Origin of the sequence: Streptomyces chisholmiae, assembly GCF_031845445.1 — a bacterium.
Taxonomy (GTDB): Bacteria; Actinomycetota; Actinomycetes; order Streptomycetales; family Streptomycetaceae; genus Streptomyces; species Streptomyces chisholmiae.
This window is the reverse complement of record NZ_JAVREO010000034.1, coordinates 1-21,465: the sequence shown is the minus strand read 5'-3', so window position 1 is coordinate 21,465 and position 21,465 is coordinate 1. Positions and strand designations below refer to the sequence as shown.

Annotated in this window: 3 protein-coding genes and 1 pseudogene; all 4 read right to left on the bottom strand. The window is 76.0% G+C overall.

The features are described from left to right. On the bottom strand, nucleotides 1–910 hold a 910-nt coding region (locus RM844_RS33785), incomplete at its 3' end, for a polyketide synthase dehydratase domain-containing protein (protein ID WP_449657336.1). Between the two features lie 252 nt (nucleotides 911–1,162). Beyond that, nucleotides 1,163–3,739, bottom strand: a pseudogene (locus tag RM844_RS31360) (type I polyketide synthase); the annotation flags it as partial. Next, nucleotides 3,736–14,460, bottom strand: a complete 10,725-nt coding sequence (locus RM844_RS31355; RefSeq protein WP_311670840.1) for a type I polyketide synthase — start codon at nucleotides 14,458–14,460, stop codon at nucleotides 3,736–3,738. The gene RM844_RS31355 and the pseudogene RM844_RS31360, both read right to left, overlap by 4 nt. A 69-nt stretch (nucleotides 14,461–14,529) precedes the next feature. Then, nucleotides 14,530–21,465 (bottom strand): type I polyketide synthase (locus RM844_RS31350; protein WP_311670839.1); only part of this gene is annotated, 6,936 nt, incomplete at its 5' end.

The window sequence follows — 21,465 nt, the reverse complement described above, 5'->3', positions numbered from 1 at the left end:
ACCCCGCCACATCCCCCACCCGCACCACACCCTCAACCCCACACGACACATCCCCCACCACAACCACCGAACCCACCCCAACACCCGCCACCGACACCCAATCCACCACGAACATCGAATCGTCGAAGGCCGGGCGACGGGCCGCCGAGGCCGGGCGGAGCGCCAGCGTGTCGACGGAGACCACGGCGGCGCCGCGCACGTCGGCGGCGTGCAGGGTCACGGCGCTGGTGCCGTCCCGCACCAGCCGCACCCGCAGCTCGGTGGCGCCGGTGGCGTGCAGGTCGACTCCGGACCAGGTGAACGGCATCATCGCGGGTTCGCCCTCGGCGCCGGTGACGGCCAGCGCGTGCAGCGCGGCGTCGAAGAGCGCCGGGTGCAGGCCGTAGCCGGCGACGCCCGAGTGCTCCCGGTCCGGCAGCGCGACCTCGGCGAACAGCTCGGCGTCCCGCCGCCACACCGCCCGCAGGCCGCGGAACGCGGTGTCGTAGTCGACGCCGGCGGACGCCAACCGCTCGTACAGGCCGTCCAGTTCGACCGGCTCGGCGCCGGGCGGCGGCCAGGCGGCCAGCTCGGCGGCCGGCTCCTCGACGGCGGACGGCGCCAGCACGCCGGTGCCGTGCAGCACCCACGGCTGGCCGGCCGGCGCGTTCTCCTCGCTGGAGTGGACGCTGAACCGGCGCTCCCCCGACTCGTCCTCGCCGGAGACGGAGACCTGGATCAGGACCGCGCCGCGCGACGGCAGCACCAGCGGCGCCTCCAGCACCAACTCCACCAGGTGGCCGCAGTTCACCTCGTCGCCGGCGCGCACCGCCAGGTCGACGAAGGCGGTGCCGGGCAGCAGCGGCAGGCCGCCGACGCGGTGCTCGGCCAGCCACGGGTAGGAGGCCAGGGCGAGCCGGCCGGAGAGCACCACGCCCCCGGTCTCGGCGACCGTGACGGCGGCGCCGAGCAGCGGGTGGTCGGTCAGCCCGACGCCGGCGGCCCCGGGGCCGGCCTGGCCGGCCCGTGGCTTGGCCCAGTAGTGCTCGTGCTCGAAGGCGTAGGTCGGCAGGTCAACCAGCGCGGCGCCCGCGGTGTCGTGGACCCGACCGAGATCGACCGGCGCGCCGTGCGTGAACGCGGCGCCCGCGGCGGCCAACCAGCGTTCGGCGACCGGCTGTTCGCGGTGCAGGGTGCTGACGCTGACGGCGGCGCTGTCGGCGGCCTCGAAGGTCTGCCGCATCGAGACGGTCAGCACCGGGTGCGAGCTGACCTCGACGAACAGGTGGTGCCCGGCGGCCAGCGCGGCGGTCAGCGCGGTGTGGAACCGCACCTCGTGCCGGGCGTTGCGGTACCAGTAGTCGGCGTCCAGCTCGGTGCCGTCGAGGGCCTCGCCGGTCACCGTCGAGTAGAACGGGACGGTCGCTGCCCGGGGCGCGACCGGCGCCAGCCCGGTGAGGAGCTGCTCCCTGATCCGCTCGATCACCGGCGAGTGGCCGGCGGCCCCGGCGCCCCGGATCTGCCGGACCTCGATGCCCTCGGCCCGGCAGCGCTCGGCGAACTCCTCGCAGGCGTCCGTCTCGCCGTTGACCACGCACGAGCTGGGCCCGTTGAACGCGGCCATGCTCATCCGGTCCTGCCAGGGCGCGAGCAGCTCGGCGACCCGCTCGGGCGGGGCCAGCAGCGACAGCATCCGGCCGCTCGGCAGGTCCCGCATCGCCTGGCTGCGCAGCGCCACGATCCGGGCGCCGTCCTCGACGCTGAGCGCGCCGGCCACCACGGCGGCGGCGATCTCGCCCTGCGAGTGCCCGAGCACGGCGCCCGGCGCCACGCCGACCGAGCGCCACAGCGCGGCCAGCGACACCATCATCGTGAACAGCGCCGGCTGTTTGACCTCGATCCGGGTCAGCTCGGCGGCGTCCGGGTCGCCGCGCAACACGGCCAGCACCGACCAGTCCAGGTAGGGGGCCAGCGCCGCCTCGCACCGCTCGGCGGCCTCGGCGAACGCCGGCGCGCTGGCCAGCAGTTCCCGGCCCATGCCGACCCACTCGCCGCCCTGCCCTGGGAAGACCAGCACCGGCCGGGCGCTGGCCCGGTGGACCGTGCCGCGGGTCAGCTGCGGCGACGGCGCCCCGTCGCGCAGCTGCTCCAGCGCGGCCAGCAGCTCGGCGCGGTCGGTGCCGGTGACCACGGCCCGCTGGTCGAAGCGGGACCTGGTCTCCAGCAGCGAACGGGCCACGTCCGCCGGCCGCAGCTCGGGCCGCTCGGTGAGCCGCTCCAGCAGCCGACCGGCCTGCGCGGTCAGCGCGTTGGGGGTCTTCGCGGTGAGCACCCACGGCACCGGCCGGGCCGCCGCCGGCTCGGCGGCGGCGTTCTCGACGTCGGGGGCCTCGTCGGCGGGGATCTCGTCGGCGTCCTCGACGGGCGCCTCCTCCAGCACCACGTGCCCGTTGGTGCCGCTCACCCCGAACGAGGAGACGGCGGCCCGGCGCGGCCGTTCGCCGCGCCGCCACGGCACCTCCTCGGTGAGCAGCCGCACGTTCCCCAGCGACCAGTCCACCTCGGGCGTGGGCCGGTCCACGTGCAGGGTCCTGGGCAGCACGCCGTGCCGCAGCGCCTGCACCATCTTGATGACGCCGGCCACGCCGGCCGCCGCCTGCGAGTGCCCCAGGTTGGACTTGATGGAGCCCAGCCACAGCGGCGCGTCCGCGTCCCGCCCCTGGCCGTAGGTGGCCAGCAGCGCCCGGGCCTCGATCGGGTCGCCCAGCGTGGTGCCGGTGCCGTGTGCCTCCACCGCGTCCACCTGGCCGGGGGTGATCCGCGCGTCGGCCAGCGCCGCCCGGATCACCCGCTCCTGCGACGGGCCGTTGGGCGCGGTGATGCCGTTGCTGGCACCGTCCTGGTTGATGGCGGAGCCACGCACCAGCGCCAGCACCCGGTGGCCGCGCTCCCGCGCGTCCGACAGCCGCTCCAGCACCAGGAAGCCGACACCCTCGGAGAAGCCCGGCCCGTCGGCCGCCGCGGCGAACGACTTGCAGCGCCCGTCGCCGGCGTGCTCAAGCCGCGCGTCCAACTGCGGGTCGGGGGTGGCCATCACGGTCACCCCGCCGGCCAGCGCCAGCTGGCAGTCGCCGCGGCGCAGCGCGGCCGCCGCGGTGTGCAGCGACACCAGCGACGAGGAGCAGGCGGTGTCGACGGTCACCGCCGGGCCCTCAAGCCCCAGGTGGTAGGCGACCCGGCCGGAGAGCATCGAGCCGGTGCCGTAACTGGCCGGGTAGTCGTGGTAGATGGCGCCGGTGTAGACGCCGGTGGCGCTGCCGCGCAGCGTGCCGGGCGCCAGCCGGGCGTGCTCCAGCGCCTCCCAGGCGACCTCCATGACCAGCCGCTGCTGCGGGTCCATCTCGGTCGCCTCGTTCGGCGAGAGGCCGAAGAAGTAGCGGTCGAAGTCGCCCGCCTCGTGCAGGAAGCCGCCGCCGGTCGCGCGGGACGCGTCCGGGCCGTCACCGGGGCCGGCCTCGAAGCGGGTCAGGTCCCAGCCGCGGTCGCGCGGGAAGTCGCCGATGGCGTCCCCGTCCTCGCGGACGAACGTCCACAGCTGCTCCGGGTCGGCTATGCCACCGGGGAACCGGCAGGCCATACCGACGATCGCGATCGGTTCACGGGTCGCCGCCATCAGACCCTGCAGCCGCTCGTTCTCCTTGAGCGACGTGCGCAGGGCCTCGATGATTCGGGGGTTCGCCTCCGACATGGTCTGCTTCACGCCTTTCGCTCGGTCTCGTCGCCGCCGGCGCCCGTGCTGAGCGCCAGGTCGATGAGGGCCTCGGTGTCCATCTCGTCGATCAGGTTTTCCTGGGCCTCGGCCGGGGCCGCCGGCACGCCGTTGGCCAGTTCGAGGAGCGCCTCCAGCAGGCCGGCCTGCTGGAGCCGGGCCAACGGCACCGTCGCCAGCGCCTCGCGGACCAGCCGCTCGTCGCCGGCCGGCGGCGCGCCGCCGGCCGCGCCGTCCGCGTCCAGCGGCAGCTGCTCCCGCAGGTGCCCGGTCAGCGCGACGGCGTTCGGGAAGTCGAAGACCACCGTCGCCGGCAGTTGCAGCCCGAGGGCGGCCCGCAGCCGGTTCCGGAACTCGACGGCGGCCAGCGAGTCGAACCCGGCGTCGCTGAACGCCTGTTCCGGGTCGAGGGCGACCGTCGAGGCGTGCCCGAGCACCGCCGCCGCGTGCGTCGTGACCAGTTCGAGCAGCGCCTCGTCCCGCTCCTCGGCGCCCATCGCGGCCAGCTTCGCCAGCAGCCCGGACGGCGCCCCGGCCGCGCCGGCCAGCGAGGCGCGCGCCCCGCGGCGGCGCACCAGGCCACGGAACAGCGGCCGCAGCAGCTCGTCCTGGCCGCCCAGGGTGCGCAGGTCCAGGTGGACCGGCACGGTGTGCGGCACCCCGGCGCGCAGCGAGGCGTCGAAGAGCACCAGGCCCTCCTCGGCGGCCAGCGCCCGCACGCCCAGCCGGTTGATCCGCTCCCGGTCGACGTCGCTGAGCCCCGCCGTCATCCCGCTGGGCTGCGCCCACATGCCCCAGGACAGCGAGACGGCGGGCAGCCCGGCCGCCCGGCGCCGGTGCGCCAGCGCGTCCAGGAACGCGTTGGCCGCCGCGTAGTTGCCCTGCCCCGGGGTGCCGAAGACGCCGGCGCCGGCCGAGAACAGCACGAACGCGTCCAGGTCCAGCCCCTCGGTCAGCTCGTGCAGGTGCAGCGCCGCGTCCACCTTGGGCCGCAGCACCGCGTCCAGCCGGTCGGCGTCCAACGCGGTGAACACGCCGTCCGCCACCGTGCCGGCGGTGTGCACCACCGCGGTCAGCGGGTGCTCGGCCGGCAGCCCGGCGAGCAGCTCGGCCAGCGCCGCCCGGTCCGCCACGTCGCAGGCCACCACGGACACCTCGGCGCCCGCCTCGGCCAGCGCCGCGGTCAACTCCCCGGTGTCCGGCCCGGCGCCACTCCGGCTGGCCAACACCAGCCGCCGCACGCCGTGTTCGGCGACCAGGTGGCGGGCCACCAGCCCGCCGAGCGCCCCGGTGCCGCCGGTGACCAGCACCGTGCCCTCAGGCCGCCACTTGGGCTCGTCGCCCTCGGCGGTGAGCCGCGCCAGCCGGGGCACGCTGGCCGCGCCGGCCCGCACCGCCACCTCGGGCTCGCCGGTGGCGAGCACCGCGGGCAGCAGCGCCACGTCCGCCGGCCGGTCCAGGTCGACCAGGGTGACGCGGTCCGGATGCTCCGACTGCGCGGAGCGGACCAGGCCCCAGACGGCGGCGGCGGACAGCCCGCCGACCTCCTCGCCCGGCCTGGGCACCGCGCCCCGGGTGAGCACCACCAGCCGGCTCCCCGCCCACGCCGGCTCGGCCAGCCAGCGCTGCACGGTGGCCAGCACCTCGTTGGTCACCGCCCGCACCGACTCGGCGGTCGCCGGCTCCGGCGCGCCGCAGCTCAGCACCAGCAGCCGCGCCGCCGCCGAATCCCCGGCGTCGGCCTCGGGCTCGGCCCCGGCGTGGGCCAGGTCGGTCACCGGGCGCGCGGTGGCGCCGGCGCCGGCCAGGGCCGCCGCCAACTCCTCGGCGTCCGCGCCGAGTACCGCCCACCGGCCGGCCGGCGCCGCCCCGGTGGGCAGCGCCAACTCCTCCCAGGCGACCTGGAAGAACGCGTCCCGCAGGCCGCCACGCAGCTCGGCCAGCCCCAGGTCACCCACGCTGGGCGCGGCCCGCAGCGTCAGCGAGCCGGTGCCGAAGACCGGGGTGCCGGCCGGGTCGGAGACCGCGACGGTCACCTCACCCTCGCCGGTCCGCTCGATCCGCGCCCGCAACTCGGTCGCCCCGGTGGCGTGCAGCGCCACCCGTTCCCAGGCGAACGGCACGCCCAACTCGCCGCCGCCGTCCACCAACAGGGCGGTCGCCTGGATGGCGGCGTCCAGCAGCGCCGGGTGGATGGCGTACCGCTCGACGCCCTCCTCGATCTCCGCCGGCGCCCGCACCTCGGCGTACACCACGTCACCGTCCCGCCAGGCGGCCGACAGGCCGCGCAGCGCCGGCCCGCGCTGGAAGCCGATCTCCGCCAGGTGCGCGTAGAAGGCCGCCACGTCCAACGGCTCGGCACCGGCCGGCGGCCAGACGCCGTCCACGGCGGGGGCCGCCGGCGGCTCCTGGTCGAACGGGGTGAGGATGCCGGTGGCATGCCGCACCCAGTCGGCGTCGGCCGCCGGCCGGGCGTGGATGGACACCCCACGCTCGCCGGTCTCGCCCGGCTCCTCGATCCGCACCTGGATGTCCACCAGCGCGTCCTCGGACAGCACCAGCGGTGCGTGCAGCATCAGCTCCGACACCCCGGCGCAGCCGACCCGTTCACCGGCGGACAGCGCCAACTCGACCAGCCCGGTGCCGGGCACCAGGACCCGGCCGCCCACCATGTGCTCGGTCAGCCAGGTCTCCCGGCCGGTGTCGATGCGGCCGGTGACCACGATCTCGCTGGAGCCGGCCACCTCGATGACGGCACCGAGGACGGGATGGTCGATCCGGGCCTGACCAAGACCGGTGGCATCCCCGGTCCCGCCCTGACGAAGCCAGAACCGCTCCCGCTGGAACCCGTAGGTCGGCAGGTCAACGCGCGGGGTCTGGCCGCCGCCCAGCTGGTCATAGACCGTCTGCCAGTTGACGGGGACGCCCCGTACCCACAGGCGGGCGGCCATCTGGAGGAGGGCCTCGGCCTGGGGGCGTTGGTTGCGCAGCGAGGGGATGACGGCCTGGGCGTCGTCGTCGAACACGTCGATCACCGAACCGGAGAGCACCGCGTCGGGGCCAAGCTCGATCACAGTGGTCACGCCGGCATCCCGCATCGCGGCCACACCCCGAGCGAACAACACCGGCTCACGAACATGCCGCACCCAGTAACCAGCCTCAGCCACCTGCTCGCTGACCAGCGTGCCCTCGACATTGGAGACCAGACCGAGTTGAGGGGTCTGAAACTTCACGGCCGTGAGGCGTTCCGCGAACTCCCCCAACACCGGATCCACAAGACGGGAATGGAAACCATGCGACACGCTCAACCGGCGGGCCCGCACACCCCGCTCCCCACACGCCACCGCCACCCGGTCCAGCGCCTCGACCGCCCCGGAGAGGACGACCTGCTCCTGGCCATTCACCGCCGCGATATCCACGCCGAACTCGGCCGCCACCTCTTCGGCCTGGGTTTCGGTGAGGTCGGTGACGAGCATCCCGCCACCCTCAGGCAGCCCCTCCATCAACCCCGCACGCGCACACACCACCGCCACCGCGTCGGGAAGCGACCACACCCCGGCAGCCCAAGCCGCCACCAACTCACCAACCGAATGCCCACCGACCACATCAACAGCTATGTCCCAGGACTCCAACACCCGCCACAAACCAACCCCGACGGCGAAGAGCCCCACCTGAGCCCAACCCGTCCCCTCCAACACCTCAGCGTCACCCTCGAAGACAACCTCCCGCAACGACCCGTCACGACGCTCGTCCACCAACGCGCCAACCTCGTCGAAAGCCTCCCGGAAGGTCGGGAACACCTCATACAACTCCCGACCCATCCCCACCCACTGCGAGCCCTGACCCGAGAAGACCACACCGACCTTGCCACCCACCACAGAGCCGACGACGTCAGCCAACTCGGCGTCCCCGCCCCAGGTCACCGCACGATCCGGCAACCCAGCCCGCCCCAACAACGACCGACCCACACCCACCACATCAAGACCCCCAACACCAGACCGCAACCGCGCCACCTGCGCCCCAACATCACCCCGCGCCGACACCACCCACGGCACCGGCACACCCCCAACCCAACCCCCACCACCAGCAGACTCCCCCCACGAGGCCACATCCGCCGGCGCCTCCTCCAACACCACATGCGCGTTCGTCCCCGAAATACCAAACGACGACACCGCAGCCCGACGAGCCCGACCCACCTCCGGCCACTCCCGCGCACCATCCAACAAACGCACCCCACCACCAGACCAGTCCACATGCGAGGTGGGCTGCTCCGCGAAGAGCGTCCCGGGCAACACCCGGTTGCGCAACGCCATCACCATCTTGATGACGCCGGCGACGCCGGCGGCGGCCTGGGTGTGGCCGATGTTGGACTTCAACGCGCCCAGCCAGAGCGGGTGTTGGGTGTCCCGGCCGCGTCCGTAGGTGGCGAGCAGCGCGCCGACCTCGATCGGGTCGCCGAGCACCGTGCCCGTCCCGTGCCCCTCCACCACGTCCACGTCGGTGCCGGAGAGGCCGCCGGCCGCCCACGCCTGCCGGATGACGCGCTCCTGGGCGGGGCCGTTCGGCGCGGTCAGGCCGTTCGACGCGCCGTCCTGGTTGATGGCGGAGGCGCGGACCACGCCCAGCACCCGGTGGCCGGCGGCGCGGGCGGCGGACAGCCGCTCCAGCACCAGGACGCCGACGCCCTCGGCGAAGCCGGTGCCGTCCGCGTCGTCGGAGAACGCCCGGCAGCGGCCGTCGGCGGCCAGCCCGCCCTGGCGGCTGAACTCCTGGAACACGCCGGGCGAGTACATGATGTGCACGCCGGCGGCCAGCGCCATGGCGGACTCGCCGCGGCGCAGCGACTCGACCGCCAGGTGCAGGGCGACCAGCGAGGACGAGCAGGCGGTGTCCACGGTGACCGCCGGGCCCTCCAGGCCGAGGGTGTAGGCGACCCGGCCGGAGACCACGGAGGTGGTGCTGCCGGTCAGCCGGTAACCGTCGACGGTGCTGGGGAAGCCGCGTAGGCCGACGGAGTAGGCGTTGGCGCCGGCGCCGACGAAGACGCCGGTCTCGCTGCCGCGCAGCGACAGCGGGTCGATACCCGCGTCCTCCAGTGCCTCCCAGGAGGTCTCCAACAGCAGCCGCTGCTGCGGGTCCATGGCCAGCGCCTCACGCGGCGAGATCCCGAAGAACGCCGCGTCGAACTCGCCCGCGTCGTGCAGGAACCCGCCGCGTCGGGTGTAGTCGCCGGTGACGTCCAGGTCCTGTTCCCAGCCGCGGTTGGTGGGGAAGCCGGAGGTGGCGTCGATGCCCTCGGTCACCACCCGCCACAGGTCGTCGGGCGAGTGGACGTCGCCCGGGTAGCGGCAGCCCATGCCGACGATGGCGATCAGGTCGTCCGCGTCGGCGACGGCGGCCGGCGCCGCCGGGGCGGCGGGGGTGGCGGCGGCGAGGCCGTCGCCGAGCGCCTCGTCGAGCAGGAAGCGGGCCAGCTGCCGGGCGTTGGGGTAGTCGAAGACGAGGGTGGCGGAGAGCCGGAGTCCGGTGGCCGCGTTCATGCGGTTGCGGAACTCCAGGGCGATCAGCGAGTCGAAGCCCGACTCCTTGAAGGTGCGGTCGGGGTCCACCGCCTCGGGGGTGTTGTGGCCGAGGGCGCCGGCCGCGACGGTGCGCACCAGGTCGAGCAGCAGCTCGTCCCGTTCGGCCGGGCCGAGGTTGGCGAGTCGCTGTCCCAACTCGGAGCGGTCGAGGGTGGGTTCGGCGCCGGCGGCGGTGCGGCGGCGGGCCCGGGTGGGCACCAGGGCGCGCAGCAGCGGCGGGAGTTCCTCGGCGTTGGCGCGGAGCACCCGCTGGTCCAGGCCGACGGGCACCAGCAGCGCCTCGTCGGTGGCGACGGCCGCGTCGAACAGGTCGAGGCCCTCGGCGCTGGAGAGCGGGGCGATGCCGCCCCTGGTCATCCGCTCGACGTCGATGGCGGCGAGCTGGCCGGTGAGTTCGCTGCGTTCCTCCCAGAAGCCCCAGGCCAGGGACTGGCCGGGGAGGCCGGCGACCCTTCGGTGGGCGGCCAGCGCGTCGAGGAAGCTGTTGGCGGCGGCGTAGTTGGCCTGGCCGGCCTCGCCGAAGATACCGGAGGCGGAGGAGAACAGCACGAACGCGGCGAGGTCGGTGCCGGCGGTGAGCTGGTGCAGGTACCAGGCGGAGTCGGCCTTGGCGCGCAGCACGCTGTCCAGGCGTTCGGGGGTGAGGGCGCCGATGATGCCGTCGCTGAGGGTCGCGGCGGCGTGCACCACGGCGGTCAGCGGGTGGGCGGCCGGCACGTCGGCGAGGGCCGCCGCCAGGTCGTCGCGGTCGCCGCAGTCGCAGCGGACGATGCGGGCCTCGGCGCCCAACTCGGCCAGTTCGGCTCGGAGTTCCGCCGCGCCCGGGGCGGTCTCGCCGCGCCGGCTGAGCAGCGTGAGGTGGCGGACGCCGTGGTGGGTGACGAGGCGGCGGGCGAGCAGCGCGCCGAGGGTGCCGGTGCCGCCGGTGACCAGCACGGTGCCGTCCGGGTCCCAGGCGCGGGGCGCGACGGGGGAGCCGGCGGCCCTGGCCAGGCGGGGCACCAGCGGTTGGCCGGCGCGCACGATGAGTTGGGGTTCGCCCTGGTCGGCGACGGCGAGCAGGGCGCCGAGCAGCGCCGGGTCGAGGGCGTCGGCCGGGCGTTCCACGTCGGCCAGCAGGAACCGGCCGGGCTCCTCGGTCTGGGCGGTGCGGACCAGGCCCCAGACGGCCGCGCCGGCCAGGTCGGCGGCGTCCTCGCCGTGCGAGCTGACCGCGCCGCTGGTGACGACGAGGAGCCGGGTGGCGGCCAGTCGGGGCTCGGTGAGGAGCTGCTGGACGAGGGCGAGGACGCGTTCGGTGGCGGCGCGGACCAGCGCGGGCTGGTCGTCGCCGACGCTCGGCGGCAGCGGCAGCACCAGCACGTCGGGCCGGTCGCCGGCGGCGGCGGCCGACGCCAGGTCGGGGTGGGCGGCGAGGCCGGCGGGGGCCGGCTGGTCGCCGAGCAGCGCCAGGCCGGTGGCGGCGGGGGCGGGCGCGGTGGGGGCCGGCACCCAGTCCACCTGGTGCAGCGACTCGCGGCGGACGGCGCGGCTGAGGTCGACCTGGTCGGCCGGCTGGTGGGTGAGGTGGCCGACGGTGGCGACCGGCGCGCCGGTCGGGTCGGCGAGGTGCAGGGTGGCGGCGCCGGGTTCGACGGTGCTGATCCGGGCGCGCAGCGCGGTGGCGCCGGTGGCGGTCAGCGTGACGGCGTCCAGCCGGGTGGGGAGCGCGGCGCCCGCGCCGGCGAAGCCGGCGAGTTGGGTGGCGGCGTCGAGCAGCAGCGGGTGCAGCCCGTACCGGTCGGCGTCGCCGCTGGCCGCCTCCGGCAGGGCCAGTTCGGCGTACAGGTCGTCGCCTTGCCGCCAGACGGCGCGGACGGTGCTGGCCTGCGGCCCGTACTCGGGCAGCGTCCAGGCGGCCCAGGTGTCGGCCGGCACGGGGGTGGCGCCGGCCGGCGGCCAGGCGGTGAGGTCGGCGGGCGGCGTCTCGGGCGGGTTGGCGGCGGTCAGGCCGCTGGCGTTGAGGTCCCAGCCGTCGCCCGGGTCGGCGGACTCGGGCCGGGAGTGCACGGTGACCTCGCGCAGCCCGCCGGCGCCCGGCGCGCCGACGGTGACCTGGAGCAGCGTCTCGGTGTCGGCGGGCAGGATCAGCGGGCGGTGCACGGTGAGTTCGGCGAGGCCGCCGGCGGCGACCTGGTCGGCGGCCCGGTGGGCGAGTTCGACGAGGGCGCCGGCCGGCAGGGCGGTGACGCCGGCCAGCTGGCAGTCGGCCATCCAGGGGTGGCTGCGGGGCGAGATCCGGCCGGTGAGGGTGGCCTCGTCGGCCTGGGCGCGGGTGACGACCGCGCCGAGCAGCGGGTGGTCGGCGGCGAGCAGGCCGGCGGCGCCGACGTCGCCCGCGGTGCCGGCCGGCACGTCCAGCCAGTAGCGGTCCCGCTGGAACGGGTAGGTCGGCAGGTCGGCGGGGCGGGCCCCGGCGAGGGCCGGCACCCGGTCCCAGTCGGGGCGGACGCCGGCGGTGAAGAGTTCGCCGAGGGAGGTCAGGAAGCGTGCCTCGCCGCCCTGTTCGCGGCGCAGGGTGGTGCCGACGGCGGCGTCGTACTCGCGCTCGGCGAGCGTGTCGGTGACGCTCATGGTGAGCACCGGGTGCGGGCTGACCTCGACGTAGGCGTCGTAGCCGGCGTCCATCAGGGCGCGGGTGGCGTCGGCGAACCGCACCGGCTGGCGGATGTTGCGGTACCAGTAGGCGGCGTCCAGCCCGGCGGTGTCGACGGTGGTCGCGGTGACCGACGAGTAGAACGGCACGTCGCTGGTGCGCGGCGCCAACGGGGCGAGCGCGGTGAGGAGTTCGGCCTCGATGCGGGCGACCTCCGGCGAGTGGGAGGCGTAGTCGACGGGCACCATGCGGGCGCGGACCTCGGCGGTCTCGCAGCGGGCCTGGACGGCTTCCAGCGCGGTCCGCGGGCCGGCCAGCACCACCAGGGAGGGGCCGTTGACGGCGGCGACCGACACGGCGTCGGCCTCGGCGCCGAGGTACGGGGCGAGCTGGTCCTCGGGCAGCGAGACGGAGAGCATGCCGCCGCTGCCGACCAGGTCGAGCAGCAGCCGGCTGCGGAGCGCGACGACGCGGGCGCCGTCCTCCAGGGTGAGGGCGCCGGCGACGACGGCGGCGGCGATCTCGCCCTGCGAGTGGCCGACGACGGCGGACGGCGTGACGCCCCAGGAAGCCCAGAGGGCGGTGAGCGAGACCATCATGGCCCACAGCACGGGCTGGACCACGTCGACCCGGTCCAGCGGCGGCGCGTCCGGCTCGCCGCGCAGCACGGCGGTGAGCGACCAGTCGACGAACGGGGCCAGGGCCCGCTCGCACTCCTCGACGCGGTCCCGGAACGCCGGTGAGCCGTCGAGGAGTTCGGTGGCCATGCCGACCCACTGGGAGCCCTGGCCCGGGTAGACGAAGACCCGCTTGGCGCGGGGGGTGCCCCGGCCGGTGACGACCCGCTCGCCCTGCCCGGACTCGGCCAGTTCGCGGGCGGCGGCGAGGAGTTCGGCGTGGTCGGCGCCGAAGACCAGCGCCCGGTGGTCGAAGGTGGTGCGGGTGGTGGCGAGGGCCGCGCCGACCTCGACGGGGTCGGCCTCGGGGTGCCCGGTCAGCCGCTCGACGAGGGCGGCGGCCTGGGCGCGCAGCGCCGGCTCGCTCTTGGCGGAGAACGTCCACGGCAGCAGCCCGTGGGCCGCGCGCTCGGGCGCCGGCTCGGCGTCCCGCGGTCCGGGCGCCTCCTCCAGGATGATGTGCCCGTTGGTGCCGCTGATGCCGAACGCGGAGACGCCGGCCCGGCGGGGCCGCTCGCCGGCCGGCCAGTCGCGGGCCTCGGTCAGCAGCCGCACGTGGCCGGCGGACCAGCGGATGTGCCGGGACGGCTCGCTGACGTGCAGGGTCTTCGGCAGCGTGCCGTGCTGGAGGGCGAGGGCCATCTTCATGACGCCGCCGATGGCGGCGGCGCCCTGGGCGTGCCCGATGTTGGACTTCAGGGAGCCCAGCCACAGCGGGGCGTCGGCGGTCTTCTCCCGGCCGTAGGTGGCCAGCAGCGCCTCCGCCTCGATGGGGTCGCCGAGCGAGGTGCCGGTGCCGTGCGCCTCGACCGCGTCGACCTGCTCGGCGGTGAGCCCGGCGTCGGCCAACGCCTTCCGGATGACGCGCTGTTGGGACGGCCCGTTGGGGGCGCTCAGGCCGTTGCTGGCGCCGTCCTGGTTGAGCGCGCTGCCCCGGATCACGGCCATCACCTGGTGGCCGTTGCGGCGCGCGTCGGAGAGCCGCTCCAGCAGCAGCACGGCGGCGCCCTCGCTGAAGCCGATGCCGTCGGCGTCGTCGGAGAACGCCTTGCAGCGGCCGTCCGCTGACAGGCCGCGCTGCCGGCTGAGCGCCAGGATCGCGCCCGGCGTGCACATCAGGGAGACGCCGCCGGCCATCGCGTAGTCGGCGTCGCCGTCGCGCAGCGCGTTGACCGCCAGGTGCAGCGCGGTGATCGACGAGGAGCAGGCGGTGTCGACGGTGACGGCCGGCCCCTCGAAGCCGAAGGTGTAGGCGAGGCGGCCGGAGATGACGGCGGCGACGCTGCCGGTGCTCAGGTAGGCCTCGGCCTCGTCGGGGACCTGGAGCATCAGCTCCTCGTAGTCCTGCGAGTTGCTGCCGACGTAGACGCCGACGCTCTGCCCGCGCAGCGTGTCCGGGTCGAGGCCGGCGCGCTCCATCGCCTCCCAGGCGACCTCCAGCATCAGCCGCTGCTGGGGGTCCATGGCGCGGGCCTCACGCGGCGAGATGTCGAAGAAGCCGGCGTCGAAGTCGGCGATCCCCGGCAGGAAGCCGCCGCCTTTGGAGTAGGTGCGGCCCGGCTGGTCCGGGTCCGGGTCGTACAGGTCGTCGTCCCAACCGCGGTCGGTGGGCAGGTCGGTGACGGCGTCCCGCTCCTCGGCGACCAGCCGCCACAGGTCCTCGGGGGAGCGGACGCCGCCGGGGTACCGGCAGCCCATGGAGACGATCGCGATCGGCTCGCTCACCCCCGACTCGACCTCGGCCAGCCGCTGCTTGGTCTGGTGCAGATCGGCGGTGACCCGCTTGAGGTACGCGAGGATCTTCTCTTCGTTGGCCATGGTCAGCCCCTCACCGGTTCTTTCTTCCGGACCGAAAACGTTGCGTGTCGTTGTGACCTGGCGCTCGCGTCAGGGGGCGCCGAACTCGCGGTCGATGAAGTCGAAGACGCTGTCGGCGTCGGCCGCCGCCAGCTGGTCGGCGACGGGGACGTCGGCCGGGCCGTCGGCCGGCTCGGCGAGGCGGGCGGCCAGCGCCAGCAGGCGCTCGCCGATCAGTGCGCGTTCCCGCTCGTCGGCCACGCCGCCGCCCAACGCCGCCTCCAGGGCGTCCAGTTCGGCGGTCGCCGAGACGGGCTCCGGCTCGCTGGCCGCCGCCGCCTCGGCCAGCGCCGGGGCCAGCTCCTCCTGGAGGAACCGGGCCAGCGCCGTCGGGTTCGGGTAGTCGAAGATCAGCGTCGCCGGCAGCCGGGTCCCCGCCTGGGCGCCCAACCGGTTGCGCAGCTCGACCGCGGTGACCGAGTCGAAGCCCAGGTCGCGGAAGGCCCGCCGGCTGTCGACCGCGCCGGGCCCCGAGTAGCCGAGGCCGACGGCGACCTGGGCGCGCACCGCGTCCAGCAGCACCTGGAGCTGCTCCTCCTCGCTCTTGCCGAGGAGTCGGGCGACCAGCGGCGGCGTGTCGTCGTCGGCCGGCGCCTCCGCCGCCGTCTCGGCCGCCGACTCCGGCTCCTGGATGGCCTCTTCGAGGGACCACAGCAGGGGCCGGCGCCTGGCCAGCGTGAACGTCGGCAGGAAACGCTCCCACTCGATGTCGGCGACCACCCCGTCCGGGGCGCCGCGCTCCACCACGTCCCGCATCGCGTCCACCGCGGCGGCCGGCGGCCGCATCTCCCGCACGCCGAGCCGCCGCAGCCGCTCGCCGTGCTCGTCGTCGATCATGCCGCCGTCCGCCCAGGCACCCCAGGCGATCGACGTGGCGGGCAGCCCGGCGGCGTGCCGGCGGGCGGCCAGCGCGTCCAGGTAGGCGTTGGCCGCGGCGTAGCCGGCCTGGCCGCTCTGGCCCCACACGGCGGCCCCCGAGGAGAACAACACGAAGGCGTCCAGGGGGCGTTCACCCAGCAGTTCGTCGAGGACCGCCGCGCCGACGGTCTTGGCCCGACCCAGCTCGGCGTAGTCGGCGACGGTCTGCTCCGGCAGCGGCCGGCTGTCGCTGACCACCCCGGCGGCGTGCACCACGGCCGTCAACTCCGCGCCGGCGGTGGCCAGCGCCTCCGCCATCGCGTCCCGGTCGGCCGCGTCGGCGGCCAGCACGGTCGCCTTGGCGCCGGCCGCGGCCAGCTCGGCGACCAGCTCCGGCACGCCATCGGCGTCCGGGCCGCGCCGGCTGGTCAACACCAGGTGCTCGGCGCCGTGTTCGGCGAGCCAGCGGGCCACGTGCCGGCCCACCCCGCCGGTGCCGCCGGTGACCAGGACGGTGCCGCGCGGGCGCCAGGCCCTGGCGGCAGGCTCGTCCGCCGCGACCCGGGTCATCCGGCGGGCCAGCAGCCGCTCGCCGCGCACCGCCACCTGGTCCTCGCCGTCCACCGCGGCGAGCACCGCGAGCAGCCCGGCCAGCGCCGGCGGGTCACTCGCCGCCGGCAGGTCGACCAGCCCGCCCCAGACCGTCGGATGGTCCAGGCCGAGGACCGTGCCCAGCCCCCACGTCGCGGCCTGCGCCGGCGCCACCAGGTCGCCGTCCACCGCCCCGACCGCGCCGCTGGTCGCCAGCCACAGCGGCGCCTGCGCGCTGACGTCGTTCAACGCCTGGAAGAACGTCACGCCGGCGGCGTCGCCCCTGGTCAGCGACGGGTGTTCGGGGTGCGGCCGGTCGTCGAGCGCCAGCAGCGACAGCACCCCGGCCGGGGTCCCCCCGCCGAGCAGCTCCCGCAGCCGCGTGCCGAGCGCCTGCCGGTCCGCACCCGCCACCGGCACCTCCGTCACCGTGGCGCCGCCGTCCCGCAGCGCCGCCACCACGGCGGGGCCCCAGCCGGCGGCCGGCGCCTCGGCGTCGGGCAGCGCCACCAGCCAGTGCCCGGCCGGCCGGGCCGGCGCCACCGTGACCTGCTCCCACCGCACCCGGTAGTGCCAACGGTCGGTGCGGGCGCGCTCCGCCCGCCGGCGCCGCCAGTCGGCGAGCGCCTGGAAGACCTCCGTCACCGCGCCCGGGTCCACGGCCAGTTCGGCGGCCAGCTCGCCCGGCTCGCCACTGCCCACGGCCCGCAGCAGCGCCTCGTCGGCCGCGTCGGCCGCGTCGGCGCCGCCGGCCCGGGCGGCGGGCGCCGCCGGCGCGGTCGAGTCCAGCCAGTAGTCCTGGTGCTGGAAGGCGTAGCCGGGCAGTGTGATCCGCCGGCCGCCCGGCACCAGCGCGGCCCAGTCCACCTCGATGCCCCGCACCTGCGCCTCGGCCAGCGCGGCCAGGAACTGCCGCGGCCCGCCCGCGTTCCGCCGCAGCGTGCCGGTCACCAGCGTCTCCGCCTCGACGCCCTCCAGCGTCTCCGCCATGCTCAGCGTCAACACCGGGTGCGGGCTGATCTCCAGGAACGCGGTGTGCCCCTGGGCCGCCAACTCGGCGATGGCCGGCCCGAACCGGACGGTGCGCCGCAGGTTGGTGTACCAGTAGTCGGCGTCCAGCCCCGCCGTGTCGATCGTCTCGACCGTCACGGTGGAGAAGAACGGCAACTCGGCGGAGCGCGGCGTGATACCGGCCAGCACCCCCAGCACGTCGTCCCGCACGTGCTCCACGTGCGCCGAGTGGGAGGCGTAGTCCACCGGGACCCGGCGGGCCCTGATGCCCTCCGCCTCGAACTCGGCGATCATCTCGTCCAGCGCCGCCGGGTCACCGGAGACCACGGCCGAGCCGGTGCCGTTCTCCGCGGCGAGGGAGATCTTCCCCTCCCAGCGGGCGACCCGGTCCGCCACCGACTCCGGCGCCAGCGCCACCGACACCATCCCGCCGAGGCCCGACAGGCGGCGCGCGATGGCCTTGCTGCGCGAGACCACCACCCGGGCCGCGTCCGGCAGCGACAGGGCGCCCGCCACGCAGGCGGCGGCGATCTCGCCCTGCGAGTGGCCGACCACCGCGGCCGGCTCCACCCCGTGCGCCCGCCACAGCGCGGCCAGCGACACCATCACCGAGAACAGCACCGGCTGCACCACGTCGACCGGCTCCAGCAGCCCGGTCTCCGGCCCGTCCGCGGCCCGCCGCAGCACGTCGATCAGGTCCCACTCCACCAGCGGCGCCAGCGCCGCCGCGCACTCCCGCATCCGCTCCGCGAACACCGGCGCGCCGTCCAGCAGCTCCACCGCCATGCCGTACCACTGGGAGCCCTGGCCGGGGAACACGAACACCGGCCGGCCCCGCACGTCCGCGGTGCCGCGCACCACCGCGGGCACCGCCTCGTCGGCCGCCAACGCCCGCAGCGCGCCCACCAGTTCGTCCCGGCTCTCGCCCACCACCACGGCCCGGCTGGCCAGCGCGGCCCGGCCGACGGCCAGGGTGAACGCCACGTCCCGCGGGTCGGCGCGGCGCGCCGACCCCAGCAGGCCGTCCGGGTGGTACGCCTCGTCGGTGCCGTCCAGCAGCGCCGCCAGGCGCGCCGCCTGGTCCCGCAGCGCGGCCGGCCCGGCCCCCGACAGCGGCCAGGCCACCGGCCCGGACGCCGGCGCCGGCCCGGCGGGCACCGGCTCGGCCGGCGGCTCCTCGATCACCACGTGCGCGTTGGTCCCCGAGATGCCGAACGACGAGACCGCCGCCCGCCGCGCCCGGCCGGTCTCCGGCCAGGGCCGCGCCTCGGTCAACAGCCGCACCTCGCCGGCGTCCCAGTCGATGAACGGGGACGGCCGCTCGGCGTGCAGGGTGCGCGGCAGCGACCCGTGCCGGATCGCCTGCACCATCTTGATGACGCCGGCCACGCCGGCCGCCGCCTGCGAGTGCCCGATGTTGGACTTGATGGAGCCAAGCCACAGCGGCGCGTCCGCGTCCCGCCCCTGGCCGTAGGTCGCCTGCAGCGAGCTGACCTCGATCGGGTCACCCAGCGTGGTGCCGGTGCCGTGCGCCTCCACCACGTCCACGTCGCGCGTCGTCAACCCACCCTGGGCCAGGGCCTGCCGGATCACCCGCTCCTGCGAGGGACCGTTGGGCGCGGTGATGCCGTTGCTGGCGCCGTCCTGGTTGATCGCCGACGACCGCACCACGGCGTGCACGGTCAGCCCGCGCCGGCGCGCCTCGGAGAGCCGGGCCAGCAGCAGGATGCCGGCCCCCTCCGACCAGCCGGTGCCGTCCGCGTCGGCCGAGAACGCCTTGCACCGGCCGTCCCTGGCCAGCCCGCTCTCGGCGAAGCTGGTGAACGTCTCCGGCGTCGCCATCACGGCCGCGCCGCCCGCCACCGCGATCCGGCACTCCCCCGACCGCAGCGCCTGGCTCGCCAGGTGCAGCGCCACCAGCGACGACGAGCACGCCGTGTCCACCGTCACCGCCGGGCCCTCCAGGCCCAGCGTGTAGGCGATCCGGCCGGACGCCAGGCTGCCGGCGGCGTGCCCGGTCAGGTAGTCGTGGTAGATCAGGCCGACGAACACGCCGGCCGGCTCGCCCTTCAACGAGGTCGGGTCGACGCCGGCCCCCTCGAACGCCTCCCACGCCGTCTCCAGCAGCAGCCGCTGCTGCGGATCCATCTCCCGCGCCTCGTTCGGCGAGATCCGGAACAGGCCCGCGTCGAACCCGGCCACGTCGTGCAGGAACGCGCCGTGCCGCACATAGGTGGTGCCGGGCCGCTCGCCGTCCGGGTCGTAGATCGCCTCCAGGTCCCAACCCCGGTTCTCCGGGAAGGTGGAGACCGCGTCGCCGCCCTCGGCGACCAGCCGCCACAGGTCGTCTGGCCCCTTCACCCCACCCGGGTAACGGCAGCTCATGCCGACGATCACGATCGGGTCGTCCGCCGGGTCCACGACCACGCCCGCCCCGGCGCCCGCCGCCTCGACGTGCGCCCCGGCCGGGTCGGCCTCCTGGAAGTACCGGTCCCCGAGGAACGCGGCGACCGCGCTCGGCGTCGGATAGTCGAACACCATCGTGGCCGGCAGCCGCACCCCGACCGCCGTGCCCAGCGCGTTGCGCAGCTCCACCCCGGTCAGCGAGTCGACGCCCAGCTCCTGGAACGTCATCGTCTCGTTGACGGCGGCGGCCGACCGGTAGCCCAACACCGCGGCCACCCGGTCCCGCACCACCCGCGTCAACTCGGCCGCCCGCTCGGCGGCCGGCAGCGCCAGCAGCGCCGCCCGCACCTCCGAGCCACCCCGCTCGGCCACCGCCACCCGACGCCGTACCGCCGGCACCAACGCGCCGAACACCGGAGCCAGTTCGTCACCCAGCGCGCGCAGCGCCGACAGGTCGGGAACCACCGCGACCACGGCCGCCCGGTCGGCCACCCGGGCCGCGTCGAAGAACGCCAGCCCGTCCGCCACCGAAAGCGCCGGAATGCCGCCCCGCCGCATCCGCTCCAGGTCCGCCTCCCGCAGCCCGGCGGTCATGCCCGCCTCCCGCCACGGGCCCCAGGCGATGGACACCCCCGGCAGGCCCAACGCCCGCCGGTGCGCGGCCAGTCCGTCCAGGAAGCAGTTCGCCGCCGCGTAACTCGCCTGCCCCGCGCTGCCCAGCGCGCCGGCCACCGAGGAGAACAGCACGAACTCCACCGGCCGGGCCGCCCCCGCGGTCAACTCGTGCAGCAGCCACGCGCCGTCCACCTTGGGCCGCAGCACCCGCGCCAGCCGCTCCGCGTCCAACGCCGTCACCACGCCGTCGTCCAACACCCCGGCCGCGTGCACCACGGTGGTCAACGGGTGCGCCGCCGGCACCCCGGCCAGCACCGCCCGCACCCGCTCCCGGTCCGCCACGTCACACGCGGCGACCGTCACCTCGGCACCCAGCTCGGTCAACTCGGCGACCAGCTCCGGCATACCCGGCGCGGCCTCACCCCGGCTGCTCACCAACAGCAGCCGCGACACGCCGCGTTCGGACACCAGATGCCGGCAGATCACCCCGCCCAGGGCACCCGACGCACCGGTCACCAACACCGTGCCCGCCGCGTCCCGTTCGGCCACCGGCACGGCCGGCGCCGGCAGCCGCACCAGCCGCGGCACCCGAAGCGCGCCCTCGCCCACCGCGACCTCCGGCTCGCCGACGCCCAGCGCGGCGGCCACCACGGCCGGCCGCAACGCGTCGCCCGCACCGGGGTCCAGCAGCACGAACCGGCCCGGGTTCTCCGACTGCGCGGCCCGCACCAGGCCCCAGACGGCGGCCGCCACCGGGTCCACCGCCTCGGCGGCACCCGAACCCCCGGGCACCGACAGGACGAAGGTGGTCTCCGCCCACCGGGGCTCGACCAGCGCGGCCCGCAGCGTCTCCAGCGCCCGCCGGGTGGCGACCCGCGCCAGCCCCGCGACATCGGCACCTTCGCTCGCCGCCGCGTCCCGGTCGGCCAGCAGGTTCGCCACCACGACCACCTCGGGGGCGTCCCCGCCCTCCGGGCCGGCGTCCAGCAGCTCGGACAGGCCGGCGAACGCCGGCACCCCGGGCAGCGCCGCCGCGTCCCCCAGCACCGCCCACCGCCCGGTCGCCGGCGCCGCCGCGGCGTCCACCGCGACCCCGGCGTCACGGTCCCAGGCCAGCGCCAACAGGGGCGGGCCCGACCTGGTCGCCGCCGGGTTCGGCTCCCGCAGGGCGAGCGACTCGACGACGGCGACGATCCGCCCGTCGGCGTCCGCCACCAGCAGCCGGTAGCCGTTCTCGCCGGTCCTGGTCAGCCGGACCCGCAGCCGGCTGGCGCCGGCCGCGAACAGGCCGACCCCGGCGAAGTGGAACGGCACCGCGGCCCGCGACCCGCCACCGGCGGCCCGCTCCTCCAGGCCCGCCGCGTGGAGGACGGCGTCGAGGAGTGCGGGGTGGATGGCGTAGTCGCCGGGTTCGGTGGGTTCGGGGAGGGTGACTTCGGCGTAGACGTCCCTCGTGTCGGGGGTGGTCCAGGCGGTGGTCAGGCC

Bases quoted from the DNA above. Each gene is read 5' to 3' on its own strand.
- RM844_RS31355 (WP_311670840.1), bottom strand. From the start codon at position 14,460: ATGGCCAACGAAGAGAAGATCCTCGCGTACCTCAAGCGGGTCACCGCC.